Origin of the sequence: Microbacterium sp. str. 'China', assembly GCF_002993305.1 — a bacterium.
GTDB classification, from domain to species: domain Bacteria; phylum Actinomycetota; class Actinomycetes; order Actinomycetales; family Microbacteriaceae; genus Microbacterium; species Microbacterium paraoxydans.
Map to the genome: position 1 here is coordinate 493,639 of NZ_CP027434.1, position 15,125 is coordinate 508,763.

The window sequence follows — 15,125 nt, forward strand, 5'->3', positions numbered from 1 at the left end:
CGGCGCACGACGCCGGGCGGCTGCAGGCGCGCGGTCTCCCATCAGACCGTGAGGAGCAGGTGTGGCAACGCGCATGGCAGCGACACCGCCGACGCTGGCGGGGTACAGCTATGTGCGTCCGCTCGGGTCCGGTGGATTCGCCGATGTGTTCCTCTACGAACAGGACATGCCGCGCCGCGTCGTCGCCGTCAAGGTCCTGCTCGCGGATGCCGTGAACCCCGAGGTGCTGCAGACCTTCAACGTGGAAGCCGACATCTCGGCGCGGCTGAGTGCCCACCCCTCGATCGTCACCATCTACCAGGCGTCCATCTCGGCGGACGGGCGGCCGTACTTCGCGATGGAGTACTGCCCCGACACGATGAGCGCGCGCTACAAGAAGGCCCCGCTTCCACTCGCGGAGGTGCTCGACATCGGCGTCCGCATGGCCGGCGCTCTGGAGACCGTGCACCGGGCCGGTCTGCTGCACCGCGACATCAAGCCCTCGAACGTGCTCATCAACTCGCTCGGCGCGCCCGTGCTGGCCGACTTCGGCATCGCCGCTGCCGTCATCGAGGAGGGCGAGGGCGAGACCATCGCGATGTCCGTGCCCTGGAGCTCCCCCGAGGTGCTGCAGGAGCGCGTGTCCGGATCCATCCCCAGCGAGGTGTGGAGCCTCGGCGCGACGCTGTACACGCTGCTCGCCGGCCGCAGTCCGTTCGAACGCGGCGACCGCGGCTCGAACTCCCGCGATCAGCTCACGGACCGCATCATCAAGGCGCGGTACACGGCGGTGCCGGTCCCCGGCATCCCGCCGATCATCGACGACATCTTCGCGAGCGCCATGCACCGCGACCCGGCGAAGCGGCCGGCGAGCATGGCGGAGTTCGCGGAGAAGCTGCGCTGGGCGCAGTACGAGCTCGGCATCTCGCCGACGGCCTTCGAGGCGGCGTCGGCGGAGTGGGCCGCGGCGGCGCCGGTGAACTTCTCGGATACGAGCGTCCGCGGGCCGGTCATCACGACGGTCGCGCCCGACTCGCGGAGGGCAGCGCGCGCCGCCCGTCCGCAGGCCGCACCCCGTGAGCGGGACGACATCCCCGCGAGCACCCGAGGCCGAAGCCGGTCCCCCCTGGTCGTCGGTATCGTCGGCGCCGTGATCGGCGCCGCCGTCATCGCGGGTCTCGGAACCGCGGTCCTGTTCCTCACGGGGATCCTCTGATGGCGGCAGGCAACCGCACCGCCGCCGAGGCGGCGACCCCGCCCAGGGGCAAGCTGATCGCGCTGATCTCGGGGATCATCGCGCTCGTGGTCGTCGTGGCGCTCGCGGTGACGGCACAGGGGTATCAGTCGCAGGAGGTGCCGCGTCTCGAACCGGCGGTCTGGGTCATGCGCGACAGCGGACAGTATGCGCGCGTCAACACCGAGCTCGCCGAGATCGACACCGTCCGCGATGTCGATGACCCTGAGGCGGTCTGGCAGAGCGGCTCCAGCACTGTGCTCTACGCACAGGGGAACCGGCAGCGGTGGGACGTCGATCCGGCCAGCCCCGCCGATCTGCTCTCCGACAGCTCTGAAGAGGGGACCCCGCTCGCTTCGCAGCCGACCCCCGCCGGGACCCGCGACGTCCTCTCCGCCGGGGTCTACGTGGCCTACCGCACCGACACCGGGCAGGTGTCGGTGTCGACCCTCGCACCGGGGGCGGGCACGGCCCTCGTCGACCCCTTCGCCGAGGTCGAGGTCGAGGAGGGGGAGGACCCGCCGACGTACACCGCCGATGCCATCGGGCTGTCGCCGGATGGCCTGCTCGTCCTCTACTCGGCGGACGAGGGGGCCGTGCGCCGCTTCGACATCGACGAGCACCGGTTCCTGGGGGATGAGTCACCCGTGGCCGATGCGCCGGAAGCCGGGGAGGGCCTGGCGATCGCGGTCGTCGGGGAACGCTGGGCGATGCTGCAGCCGACCTCCGGCGAGCTGTGGCTCTCCGGTCGCGATGCGGCGGTCACGCTCGACGTCGCCGAGGACGCACGCCTGCAGCGTGGAGCCGCCGAGGGCGACGCGGTGCTCGTCGCGGACTCGGACGGCCTCGTCTCCGTCGACCTCGCGTCCGGAGAGGCCGACCGGGTGGCGGAGGCCTCCGGCGTCCCCGCCGCACCGGTCACGGTCCGGGGGGAGACCTACGCGGCGTGGCTCGACAGCGGCGGCGGAACCCTGTGGAGCGCGGGGGAGACCACTCCGCTGCAGGTCCCGGACGAGACGCTCGACGCGGCAGCCATCGACCCGGTCTTCCAGGGCAACGGCGATCGCGCGGTGCTGGTCGAGACCGGGACGGGCCTCATCTGGACGGCGCCGGACGGCGTGCTGATCCCGCTCGAGCAGTGGAAGATCGAGGACGACACGGAGCAGCAGGAGGGCACGATCGTCGTCGAGGACGTGGCGGAGCAGCTTCCGCCGGTGGCCGTCGACGACGCGTTCGGTGTGCGTGCGGGGGAGCAGGTCCTCCTGCCGGTCCTCCTGAACGATCACGACCCGAACAAGAAGGACGTCCTCACGATCGATCCCGAGTCCGTCGCGGCAGGCCTGAGCGATCCGGCATTCGGGGAATTGGCGCTCGTGGCGGACGGCCAGTCGCTGGTCGTCGATGTGAAGGCGGGCTCGGGCCAGGCGAGCTTCACGTACGCCGTGTCGGACGGCGCGGCCGTCTCGCCGCCGGCGACCGTGACGCTGACGGTCGTCGATCCAGGAGTCAACTCCGCTCCGGTCTGGTGCGGCGTCGACGCCTGCAAGCAGGAGTGGCCGACGCCGCAGATCCTCGCCGGCGGCAGCACGATCGTCTCAGCGCTCTCCGGCTGGGTCGACCCCGAGGGTGATGCCTTCATCCTGAGCGACGCCTACGAGACGGATCCCTCGGCACCGGTGATGGTGGCGCCGACGGACGACGGCCGCGTCGCCATCCGGCACACCGACCCGAACGCCGCGGATGCCGTGATCCCGGTCACGGTGGTGGTGCAGGACGTGCACGGTGCGACCGCAGAGAAGACCCTCGAAGTCCAGGTCAGCGGCAGCCCTGCCCTCCAGGCATCGGCCGTCGCGGTGACCGCGCGCGTGGGCGAGCGGCAGTCCATCCGCATCTCCGACCATCTGTCCGGGGGCTCCGGGTCGTATCGCCTCGTCGACGCCGTCCAGACCGCCGCGACTGCGCAGGGCTTCGAGGTCACCCCCAACGCGGCCGCGGGAACCGTGGAGTTGACCGCGGCGGAGCCGGGCCAGTACGTGGTCACGTACACCGCGCAGGACGCCACGACCCAGGCGGAGCAGTCGGCGGTCATCCGCGTCACGGCGGTCGACGGCTCCGCAGCGCTCGCGATGGCGCCGTTGACGGCGTTCGTCCGCGAGGGCGAGGACACGACCGTCGATGTGCTCCGCGCGGTGCAGAACACCAGCGGACGGGTGCTGCTGCTGTCCGACGCCGTGAGCTCCACCCCGCAGCTCAACGTGCGCGTGGTCGGGAACGAGAGCCTGCGGGTGAACGGGACGACGGAGGACGGCGAGCCCGGCCTGATCGGCAAGGCCACCGTCACGGTCGCGGATGGCGCGGGCGGGGCCGTCCGGGGCACGGTGAGCGTGTTCCTCACCCCGCCGTCCACCGTCACCCGCCCGATCGTCTTCCCGGACGCGGTGACGGTGCGGGCGGGCTCGCTCACGCGTATCGAGGTCGCCGCCAATGACGTCGCCCCCCGCGGGGAGCCGCTCCTGGTGCTCCCGGAGGTGACGGGGTCGGGCGAACCGGACGAACTCGTCTTCGCCGACCGCAACGCGCTGCGCTACCTGGCGCCGAAGACGCCAGGCACCTATCGGCTGACGTACTCGGTCTCGCTCGAACGGAACCCCTCCCTCTCCGACGACGGCGTCGTGACGGTCACCGTCGTGCCGCCCGGGACGAACCGCGCTCCCACGCCGATCGCTCTCACCGGTCGCGTCCTCAGCGGGCAGACCGTGACGATTCCGGTACCCACGACCGGGATGGACGGAGACGGGGACCGGGTGGTGCTGTCCGGTGTCGACCAGCCGAAGAAGGGCGGGGGCACGGCGACCATCTCGGCCAGCGGCGAGGCGATCGTGTACCGGGCCCCGGCCGGGGGAGTGGACGGCGGACAGGTGTCGTTCCGGTACACCGTGCGCGACCCGCAGGGTGAGGAAGGCAGCGGCGCGGTCCGCATCGGCGTCCTGGACGCGGATGTCGAGGACGCCGCTCCGGTGACGTTCAGCGACTACGTCCGGGTCGAGGCCGGGTCCCGCACACCGGTCGTGCTGGACCCCCGGTCCAACGACCTCGACCCGGCGCAGAGCGAGCTCGAGATCACCGCGCTCGTCCCGAACGCGCCTCCCGTCAAGGGGAACCCGTTGTACGAGCGGCTGAATGCACTGATCGATTCCGACACCTCCCTGAAGGACGGGCGCGTCGTGCTGCGCGCCGGGGAGACGGCGGGGACGAACTCCTACTTCTACACCGTGAAGTCGACGCGGACCGGGAGCACGGCGCAGGGCCTCATCGTGCTGACCGTGACCGAGGGCACGGTCGCCGATCAGCCGGTCGTGACGGACACGGTGCTCACGGCGCGCGACCGGGACGACCTCGTGGACGGTGGCCTCGACGTCGTCACGGACCGGGTGCGCTGGCCGTCCGGCGACGTCTCGTCGCTCCGTCTGAGCCTGTGGGGCGATCAGGCCGGGTACACGGTGAAGGGGAACCGGATCATCGGCCCCGCTCCGAAGGAGGGCGCACTGGTGCCCTTCCAGCTCACCGGAAACGCCGCCGGCGGACGGGACGTGACCGCCTACGGCTTCCTGCGGATCCCGGCGTTCGACGACATGCAGGTCCAGCTCGTCCCCGGCGCGACGCCGGTCGTCGTCGATGAGGACGCGGCCGTCAGCTTCGCGGTGCCGGACTACCTCGATCTGCCGTCATCGGATGCCGTGGAGATCGGCTCCGGAGCGTTCACCGCGCAACGGGCTGCGGCGTCGTGCGCGGCCGATGGCCCCCGCAAGGCGGAGTACCGTGCCGGTCGTGAGGCGCCGTGGTCGGACACCTGCTTGATCCCGGTGCGTCTGGACGGACAGAAGCGCTGGTCCTACATCGACGTCCCGGTCAGCATCCGTCCGTCCGAACCGCAGCTGCTGCTCTCCTCGATCTCGCACACGATCGCGCCGGGAGCCACGGAGAGCGTCGACCTCTACGCCAACATGGCCGCGTGGGAAGGCGGGCGCGAGGGCAACGCGGGCTCCCTCGAGTACCGGATCGTGTACTCGGGTTCGGCGTTCGTGGTCACGCAGAGCGGGGCGAAGCTGACGATCGAGGCGCGCGCCGACGCGCGACCGGGCAACACCGAGAACGTCAGCGTGACGGTGCCGCAGTACGGACAGCCCTCAGCCTCCGTGCGTCTGGTCGTGGGCGCGGCCCCACCGGACGCCCCGCGGGGAGCGACCTTCACGAAGCAGTGCGTCGTCACCAGCGCCCGCTGCTCGATCGACGTCGTCGATGTGGCGGGCGAGTACGATCCCTTCGCCGGCAAGCCGGGATCCGGGCTGCGCCTGATGTCGCTCGGGGCGGGATCGCGCTGCGACGTCGCCTCGTTCTCGACGGCGGGCTCCAAGACGATCACCGCGAGCTGGCCCGGTGGCGGGCAGGCGCCGGGCGGGCAGTGCGTGGTCTCGTTCGTCGTGGCCGACGCGCAGGGACGAACCGGCACGGGCACCCTCACGCTCGACCTGCAGGGATTCCCGCAGGCGCCGGCGAGCGTGACCACCGTGGGTTTCACCCGCTCGACCGTCGTGCTGGAGGTGCCGCTCGGCGAGGCGCGCCGCGCCCACCCCGCGGTGTCGGGCGTGACCATCCTCCAGGACGGGGCAGCGGCCAATGCCTCCTGCAGTCCGGCCGGTGCTGTGTACCGCTGCACGGTGAACGGCCTGACCAACGGCGCGCCGCACACCTTCACAGCGGCAGCGGTCAACGCCGTCGGCACCTCGGCGTCCACCTCGCCGCACACGAGCTGGGCCTACGCCGCCCCGGTCGTGGCGAACGCGACGGCCACCCCGGAGTATCGACCGGGGGTCTCCGACCGCGGGCGCGGGGCGGTGCGGGTATCGATCGATGCCGCCGACGATGCTGTCTCCTTCCGGATCGAGGAGACGGGCGAGGTCATCAATCGCACGGGGGCGACCACCACGGCCGATATCTCGCTGTCGCCGGGGGCGCAGACGCTCACGATCGTCCCGATCAGCCAGTTCCAGCCGCCCACCGGCGGCGGCAACGAAGGCGGCGGGTTCCGTACATCCGTGACCGTCGCCGGCTCCGTGTACTTCGACCCGGCGACGACGCAGGCGACGGCGGTCTCGAACACGGCGGTGAACGTCTCCGGCATCGCGGCACAGGCGAACGGCAGCACCAGGGGCGTCCAGGTCACCTATGTCGCGTGGCGATCGGGCAGCGTCAGCTGCACGGCGAACGGAGACGGCACGCTGTCGGTCTCCGGCGGCGAGGTGCGGTCCGAGTCCCCCTCTCTGCAGGGGCTGCGGCCGTACCAGCTGTACTACGTCAAGGCGTGCGCATCGAACGGCTACGGCGTGGCCGAGTCGTCCACGACAACCGTCTTCACGTTCACGTTCGTCGACGGCCCCGGCGGTGACACCACCTACACGGTCGCGAAGGACCCCCGACGCGACGGGAACCGCTATGACTACGGCCTGGCGTCGGCGCCGCGCATCGACGTCGAGAACGGCTTCGTGCCGCAGTACTACATGTACGGGCAGTGGGTCGGCGACTTCGCCCTCACCCCGGACTCGTCCCCGGGGCAGGTCCGCGCCCGCGCCTGCCATGCCACGCAGACCGGCTCGTGCTCCGGAGAGGTGAACATCACCGCGACGACCGCACCGACCGTCGTCAACGCCGTGTTCCAGCCCTGCATGCCCGTCGTCGAGGGCGATGTCGTGACGGTGTCCGCCGCGGCACGCGGCTCGTACATCCTCGAGGTGACGCCCCTGGTCGACACCCCCGGCACCTTCGACGCGAAGATCACGTGGACCGGAGCCTTCGCCACCCTGACCCCCATCACGCATCGCATCACGGGCCTGTGCCCCTGACCGCCGAGCACACCGACACGAATACTCTTTCCCTATGCCAGCCACCGCAGCAGCCCCCGTCACCATCGCTCCCGAGCAGGCCTCCTGGTTCGCCGAGACGTTCTCGATCCTGACCGGCAACATCGAGCAGGCGATCCTCGGCAAGCGCCACGTGGTCGAGCTCGTGCTCGCCACCGCCGTCAGCGGAGGCCACGTCCTCCTGGAGGACTACCCGGGAACCGGCAAGACGGCCCTCGCCCGCGCCGTCGCGCAGACCGTCAACGGGACCAGCAGCCGCATCCAGTTCACGCCCGATCTCCTTCCGGGAGATGTGACCGGCATCACCGTCTACGACCAGAAGGAGGGCACGTTCGAGTTCCACGCGGGGCCCGTCTTCGCGAACATCGTGCTCGCCGACGAGATCAACAGGGCGAGCCCGAAGACCCAGTCCGCGCTGCTCGAGGTCATGGAGGAGGGCACGGTCACGGTCGACGGCGTCACCCGGTCCGTCGGCTCCCCGTTCCTCGTGATGGCGACGCAGAACCCCATCGAGCAGGGCGGCACCTACCGGCTCCCGGAGGCCCAGCTCGACCGCTTCATGATCAAGACCTCGATCGGCTACCCCGACGAGGCCGCGACGATGCGCATCCTGCAGGGCGCCGGCCGGCCGAAGACGGTGCTCGACGGCATCGTCGACACCGACACGATCCTGACGATGGCGGAGATGTCGCGCGGGGTGTACGTGAACCCGCTGGTGTCGGACTACATCATGCGCATCGTCGACGCCACGCGGCGGGCGTCCGAGGTCCGTCTCGGCGCCAGTGTGCGCGGCGCCCTCGCGCTGTCCCGGCTGGTGATGACGTGGGCGGCCAAGAACGGGCGCACGTTCGTGACGCCCGACGACGTGCGCGAGCTCGCCGTCGTCGCCCTCGCGCACCGCCTCGTGCTCGAGCCGGAGGCCGAGTTCGACGGGGTGACGGCTGTGGCCGTCGTCGGGCAGATCCTCCTCGACGTCGAACCCCCACGCGAGAACGGCACTGCGTGACCTTCAGCACCGAATCCCGCCTGACGCGCACGACCGCGGGCACGAGCACGTCGACGCGGACGTCCACCGTCACGCGTTACGACCGCACACGCCGCGGTCCCGTGCGCGGCGCGGTCTTCGGCGCGCGTCGGGTGGTCCGCTCCGTGGGGCGCGCGACCAGGGCCACGGTCGGCTGGGTCCGTGAGACGGTCACCACGGCCGGGATGCTCGTGGCCGTGGCCGTGGTGCTCGGCGTGCTCGCCGGGCTGCTGTTCGGCTGGGTGGAGGCCTGGGCGGTCGCCACGATCGCGCTCGTGCTGCTGGTGGCCTGTGTGCCGTTCATCCTCGGCGCCCACGACTACCGGATCGATCTCGTGCTCGACCGCGACCGCGTGGTCGCGGGCGCCGAGATCGGTGCGACCCTGGACGTCCGCAACAACGGCGAGCGCCTCTCGCTCCCCGGCGTCGTGGACGTGCCGGTCGGTGAGGGCCTCGTCGAGGCGCACGTGCCGCTGCTGCGGCCGGGTGCGCATCATCGGGAAGAGCTGACCATCGCCGCGCACCGCCGCGGCGTCATCGACGTCGGCCCGATGACCATCACTCGCGGCGACCCGATCGGCATCCTCCGCCGCGAGCTCCGGTGGCCGGACGTGCAGCGCATCCACGTGCACCCGGTGACCGTGCGGCTCCCCAGCACCAGTGCGGGACTGATCCGCGACCTCGAGGGCACGCCGAGCACCACTCTGGTGGACGCCGACCTCTCCTTCCATGCCGTGCGCGAGTACGTCGTCGGCGACTCGCCGCGCCACATCCACTGGAAGTCCACGGCGAAGACGGGCACCCTCATGGTGCGGCAGTACGAGGAGTCCCGGCACGCGCGCATCGCCGTCATCCTGGATCTCGATCCGGAGTCGTATGCCGACGACGACGAGTTCGAGAACACCGTCAGCGCGGCCGCCTCGCTGGCGCTGCAGGGTGTGCGGGACGGCAGGGACGTGCTGTTCTCCGTGAGCAACGAGATCCCGGAGCACGGCCGTGCGGAGGTGCTGTCGATCCGCACGCTGCCGACGGTGACTCCCAAGGCGCTCCTCGACGCGACCTCCACGATCGATCAGACGGCGCGGGTGATGAGGCTCGAGGCCGTCACCGCTCTCACGGCGCAGTCGTACCCCGACCTCTCCATCGGCTTCCTGCTCACCGGTTCCCTCCTGCCGATCGAGCGTCTGCGCCACGCGGCGGTGAAGCTCCCGGCTGCCGTGGAGGCGGTCGCGGTGCGCAGTGAACTCGGCGCGCAGCCGACGATGCGGACGGCCAGGGAGCTCGCGGTGATGACCCTCGGTGCGCTGGGCGATCTCCCGCAGATGCTCGCCCGAGGAGCGCTGCGATGAGCGCGGCCGGGCCGAAGCGCGGACGCGCTGGATCACGACGGGGCTCCCCGCCCTCTGCCCTGACCCTCTGGTCGCTGGGGTACGTCCTGGTCGGCGTCCTGCTCGCCACGGTGGCCGCCTGGCCGGTCTACGAGTCATCGCGAGCCCTCGCGGTGGGGATCATCGGCGGCCTCCTCGGCATGGCCGTCGCCGTCGTCACGCGTGTCCTGCGCTGGGGCACTCTGCTCGGGGCGCTCGCCGCCGTCGGGGTGTACCTGGTGGTCGCGGTGCCGCTCGCCATCCCGTCCGCTCTCACCTCTGTCCCCGCATTCCTCGGCGGTGTGCGGGATGCCGTGCTCGGGGTCGTGCTGGGCTGGAAGCAGATGCTCACTCTGAACCCGCCGTTGGGGGAGTATCAGGCGGTGCTCATCCCCTTCCTCGTGGTGATGCTGTTCGGGGCGTTCCTCGCCACGCTCTTCGTCTGGAGCGGCGGCAAGCGGGCGGTGGCCGCGGTCCCCGTGGTCGTGGTCATGAGCGTCTTCGGCGTCGCCTTCGGTGTGAGCGGCACGTCCTCCCCGGCCTCGGTGGCCGGCGTCGAGCTTCCCGCACCGCGGGAATGGCTGGTCGGGGTGGCGGTCTTCGTGGTGTCCCTGGTGTGGCTCGTCGGTCGCACGCGCCTGCAGCGCGCCGCCGCGCTGCGGACCGTGGCCGCGGCCAACATCTCCCGGCGGGCGACCCCCGTCTGGCTCACCGCCCGCCGGCACCTGCTCGCCGGGGCGCTGGCGGTCGTCGCCCTGGGGGCCGGCTTCGCGATCACCCCGGCGGCGGCCGGCTGGTCCGACCGCTCGGTGCTGCGCGACGAGATCGAGCCGCAGGTCGTGGTGCAGGAGCAGCCGAGTCCGCTCAGTTCCTACCGATCCTGGTTCTCCGGCGACACCCTGGACACTCCGGTGGTGGAGCTGGAGGGCGACCCGGGCGCCGTGGACCGCATCCGCTTCGTCACCCTCGACGCGTACGACGGCGAGGACTTCCACATCGACGCCGATGACCGCTTCAGCCGTCTGCCGCGCTCCGCGCTCCCGGGCTCCGGCCGGGTCACGCTGGAGATCACGATCGGCGAGGCCTACCGGGGCATCTGGGTTCCGTCGCCCACCGGTCTCGCCGAGGCACCTGCGTTCTCCGGCGAGCGTGCGGACGCGCTCGCCGACGGGTTCCATGTGAACGATGACGGTGACACCGCCATCACGATCGCGGAGGCGCCCGGCGGCGGGGAGGGTCTCGTGCCCGGTGATCGCTACTCGGTGCTGGTCGATGCGCCCGGTGCACCGGACGCGGTGACCGCTCTCCAGGGCAGCCGGTCGACCCTCGATGCCGATCGATACCCCGCGCTGGTCGAATGGGCGGAGATGCAGGAGCAGCCCCGCACCGGTGCCGGCTACCTCGAGGTGGTCGACCGTCTCCGATCCCGGGGCTACCTGAGCCACGCGCTGCTCGAGGACGCCGCTGCCACGGGGTGGATCGCGGCTCTCCAGGAGTCCGAGGGCTACGCTTTCGCTCCCAGCTATGCCGGTCACTCCGCAGCCCGCATCGAGGAGCTGTTCACCGAGCTCACCGAGCAGGAGCGTCGGGCGGGTCCCGACGCCGACCCGGAGCTGCTGGTGGCGGCGGTCGGCGACGACGAGCAGTTCTCTGTGGCCGCGGCCCTCCTCGCGCAGCACTGGGGCCTGGAATCCCGTGTGGTGGTGGGAGCGCGACTCGCGGCGGCCGAAGAGGTCCCCGGGATCCCGGCGTGCACCGACGTGTGCACCGGCGCGAACATGAGCGCCTGGGTCGAGGTGCGCGCCTCGGGCGGCGAGTGGATCCCCGTCGACGCGACGCCGCAGTATGCCATGCTGCCGAGCGCCATCACCGAAGGTGAGCAGCTCCCGGAGCACCCCACGGTTCCGGAGCAGCCGCGGTCCGAGGCTCTGGATCCCCCGCAGGCGCAGAGCGACGCGAACAACGATGCGCCCCCGCTGGAGGAGCCCGCCTCGGAGGTCCTCGCCTTCCTGCTGCCGATCCTCCGTGGAGTGGGTCTCGGGCTTCTTGCCCTGCTGCTGCTCGTTCTGCCGTTCCTCGTGCTCGTGGGCGCGAAGAGCCGGCGCGGGCATGCGCGGCGCACGGCCGCAGACCCCGAGGTGCGCCTGGCCGGAGCCTGGGAAGAGCTCGCCGACGTGTACGCCGACCATGACGTGCCCATGGACGCGCAGGGCACGAGGATGCAGCGCGCGCAGACGAGCGGTCGCGTGGCTGCACAGCGGCTGGCTGCTCTGGTCGACCGCGCTGTCTTCGCCGAGCACCCGCCCACTTCCGACGACGCGACGGCCGCCTGGGCGATCGTGGATGCGGAGCGGGTGGAACTGGCGAAGGCGGGGACCCGATGGCAGCGTCTTCGGACCCGGGTGCGGCCGACGTCTTTCGTCGCCAGGACGCGCTCCCTGCGCCTCCCTGGCTTCGGCGCGCGACCCGCGCTCGGTACGCTCGGATGGACCGGTTCACTGGATGACCGGAAGAAGGGGGACTCATGACCGCGCCCGCGGACTCCGGTCTGGCCACGATGCTCGTCATCATCGTCGGACTCGGGCTGCTCGTCGGCCTGGCCGTCTACGTCTGGTACGCCCTCGCGCTGTCGCGCCTGTTCCCCCGCATCGACGGGGAGGGCTGGAAGGGCTGGGTGCCCGTCCTCAACGAGGCCGAGATCCTCGCGCGAGGGGGAGTGCCCGCCTGGTCGGTGGTGTTCTACTTCATCCCGCTCGTGCAGATCTACGGCATCTACCTCAAGGTCGTCGCCACTCATCGCATCAACCGGCGCTTCGGGCGGGGCGCCGGCATGACCGTGCTCGCCATCCTCCTGCCGCCGGTGTGGGCGACCGTGCTCGCATGGGGCCCGGCGCCCTACCCGGAGGGGGATCGTCTCGCGGCCCTCCAGCCGGGTCCGCGGCGCAGCGCCCCGCCTTCCGCGGCTCCCGCGCGCGACGCGTCGGGGTACACGATCCCCTCCCTCGCCCCCGCGGGCAACGGATCGCCGGAGGCGCCGCCGCTGATCTTCCCGGACTACGCCGCGCCGTCCGCGGTCGCTCCTGCAGCGAGTGCCCCGCCGACCGCGGGTGCGCCGCAGGGCGAGCCCCCGGCACCGAGGTCGTTCGCTCCGCCGGCCTTCGCTCCGCCTGCCGCGCCGCCGGCTCCGTCGTCCGCGACGCCGTCTCCGTCGTTCGCACCACCGGCGCCGCCCGCGCCGTCTCCCGCGGCTGCTCCCGTTCCGCCGGCTGCCTCGATTCCGCCTGCTGCCCCGGTTCTGTCTGCGGCGCCCGTGCTTCCGCCTGCGGCCGCTCCGACAGCACCGTCCCCGGCCGCACAGCCGACGCCCTCCACTCCCGCGCTGCCGACGACCGGCATCATGGCCGCGATGGGCGACGTACCGCCGGCCGCCCCGCAGCCCGCGCCGGCCCCTGCTCCCTCCGTGGACTCCTCGCCGAGCGAGGAGCCCGCTGCCCCCGCGCCGGCTCCGGAGGCGAACCGTGTCGTCCGACCCGTGCCGCCCTCGTTCCGCGACGGCGGTCAGCCCGAAGCCCCGCCGATGCCCATGATCCGCCCTGTTCCGTCTGCGACCGATTCCCCCGCAGCAGGACAGAGCGTGCCGGTACCTGCTCCCGCTGTTCCCGAAGGCCTCATCCCCGATGTCGACAAGACCGTGGTGACGCCGCGCCCGACCGACGACGACCTCGACGCCACGGTGGTCGTCGCCCGCAAGCGCGGGGTGCGGCGCGTCCTCGTGCTGGACGACGGTCGTCGGTTCTCGCTGTCCGGCGCGAGCGTCGTGATCGGCCGGAACCCCACCGGGGAACCGGGCGAGCAGCGGCTGGCCATCCCGGACACCACCCGTACGCTCTCGAAGACCCACGCCCGCCTGGTGGTGCAGGAGGACGAGTGGCGCCTGACCGACCTGCACGCCACCAACGGCGTCGTCGTGGTGGCCGACGACGGCTCGGAGACGCTCCTGGACGCCGGGGAGAGCGTGGTCGGCACCGGCCGGTTCATCCTGGGCGAAGTGGGCATGCACGTCGTCGCGGAGCGCGATTCGTGACCGTGGAATCCGTCGTCCTCCGGGTCGCCGCGCTGACCGACACCGGGCTCACGCGGACGGCCAACGAGGACGCGGTGCTCGACGCGCGTCCGGTCTTCCTGGTCGCCGACGGCATGGGTGGGCACGACGCCGGTGATCGCGCCAGCGCGGCTGTCGTCGCCGCCTTCGAGCCGCTGCGCGGACTGCCGGTCGATGTCGGCGACATCAGCGACGCCCTGAGTCGAGCCGCAGCCGTGGTCGAGGACATCGCCGCCGCGCACAAGCGCGGGGCGGGCAGCACCGTGACGGGTGTGGCCCTCGTGGAGCACGAGGGGGCGCCGCACTGGCTCGTCTTCAACGTCGGGGACTCCCGGGTGTATCGGCACCACGGCACCGAGCTGGCGCAGCTCACGATCGACCACTCCCTCGGACAGGAGCTCGTCGATGCCGGTGAGCTCCGCCCCGAAGACCTGGCCTCGTTCTCGCGCCGCAACGTCATCACGCGCGCGGTCGGGGCCCCGGACAGCACGGCGGACAGCTGGCTGCTCCCCGTCGTCGACGGCGAGCGGCTCCTGCTGTGCTCCGACGGGCTGACCGGCGAGGTGAGCGATGAGGCCATCCGCGCGACGCTGACCATGAACGGTCGCCCGGAGACCGCGGCGGCGGCCCTCGTCCGCCGCGCGCTGCAGAGCGGAGGGCGCGACAACGTCTCCGTCCTGGTGATCGACGTCGTCTCCGGCGGCGCACGCACGCGTCCCGACGACGCGACGGGTGGACGGGCCGCCCTTTCCCCCCTCACCGATTCGATGCTCGAGGGCACGACGGTCCCGGTGCGCGCGCGATGAGCGACGACGAGGTCGAGGAGACCGTCATCCTGACACGCCGAGACCGCCGGCGGGCCGGAGCGGCGGACCCGGTTCCCCCGGCGGCCGATGACACATCGGCCGCCGTCGATGAGGCCACCATCGTGGTGGATCGCGCGAAGACGGCTCCGGCTCCCGACCGGACCGACGATGCCGCGGAGGACGCGTCCGAGGGCGCCATCACCGATGAGCCGGACGATGCCGGGCCCGAGGACGCCGCGGGCGAGGCCATCGACGACGCGACCGTGGTCGTCGATCGCTCCACCCCTCCGGCGGCCGACGTCCCCGAGGACGCCACCGTGGCGGTCGCGCGTCCGGCTCGACGCCTGCGGCGGAAGAAGGGCGCCGCCGCAGAGGGCGACGGCACCGCACCCCAGGCCGCCGAACCGCGGTTCCACGTCGATTCCTTCGCCGCCCCGGATGGCGCACCGGCTCCTGCGATCTACAAGCCCCGGCCGGCACCGCGCACTCCCGTCGCTCCGCCCGTCGTCGTCGGGGCGGCCGCTCCCACGCGCGTGGTGGAGCCCGGGCTGCCGTCCGTCGCCAAGCAGGCGCAGCGGTGGAGCATCATCACCCTTGCTGCGACCGTCGGGGCGAGCGTCGTGTCGGTCGTCGGGCTCGTCGCGCTCGGCTTCGTCGTCTTCGGCTGAGGATCTCCACGCCGGCCGGGAGGCTCT

At 72.0% G+C, this 15,125-nt stretch carries 8 protein-coding genes; all 8 read left to right on the top strand.

The window, feature by feature from the left end; all coding sequences use genetic code 11:
- The first annotated feature begins 61 nt into the window (after positions 1–61).
- From C6C15_RS02280 to C6C15_RS02315, 8 genes are read left to right on the top strand one after another with little or no spacing between them, the layout of a single operon-like run.
- Positions 62–1,195, top strand: coding sequence for a serine/threonine-protein kinase (locus C6C15_RS02280; protein WP_167627851.1), 1,134 nt, complete (start codon positions 62–64; stop codon positions 1,193–1,195).
- Positions 1,195–7,113 carry an Ig-like domain-containing protein gene (locus C6C15_RS02285; RefSeq protein WP_105949194.1) on the top strand — a complete coding sequence of 1,973 codons (5,919 nt, stop codon included), beginning with the start codon at positions 1,195–1,197 and terminating at the stop codon, positions 7,111–7,113. The genes C6C15_RS02280 and C6C15_RS02285 overlap by 1 nt, the downstream gene beginning before the upstream one ends.
- Positions 7,114–7,147: 34 nt before the next feature.
- On the top strand, positions 7,148–8,137 hold the full coding sequence (locus C6C15_RS02290; protein WP_060922371.1) for an AAA family ATPase: 990 nt from the start codon (positions 7,148–7,150) through the stop codon (positions 8,135–8,137).
- Positions 8,134–9,504, top strand: a complete 1,371-nt coding sequence (locus C6C15_RS02295) for a DUF58 domain-containing protein (protein ID WP_105949195.1) — start codon at positions 8,134–8,136, stop codon at positions 9,502–9,504. The genes C6C15_RS02290 and C6C15_RS02295 overlap by 4 nt, the downstream gene beginning before the upstream one ends.
- Positions 9,501–12,050, top strand: a complete 2,550-nt coding sequence (locus C6C15_RS02300; RefSeq protein WP_105949196.1) for a transglutaminase domain-containing protein — start codon at positions 9,501–9,503, stop codon at positions 12,048–12,050. Before C6C15_RS02295 ends, C6C15_RS02300 begins: the two co-directional genes overlap by 4 nt.
- On the top strand, positions 12,047–13,606 hold the full coding sequence (locus C6C15_RS17400; RefSeq protein ID WP_105949197.1) for a DUF5684 domain-containing protein: 1,560 nt from the start codon (positions 12,047–12,049) through the stop codon (positions 13,604–13,606). The genes C6C15_RS02300 and C6C15_RS17400 overlap by 4 nt, the downstream gene beginning before the upstream one ends.
- A complete protein-coding gene (locus C6C15_RS02310) occupies positions 13,603–14,430 on the top strand; it encodes a PP2C family protein-serine/threonine phosphatase (RefSeq protein WP_105949198.1) in 828 nt (275 codons plus the stop codon). The genes C6C15_RS17400 and C6C15_RS02310 overlap by 4 nt, the downstream gene beginning before the upstream one ends.
- Positions 14,427–15,098 (top strand): hypothetical protein, encoded by a 672-nt coding sequence (locus tag C6C15_RS02315; RefSeq protein WP_060923219.1) that lies wholly within the window; start codon positions 14,427–14,429, stop codon positions 15,096–15,098. Before C6C15_RS02310 ends, C6C15_RS02315 begins: the two co-directional genes overlap by 4 nt.
- The last annotated feature ends 27 nt before the right edge of the window (positions 15,099–15,125 follow it).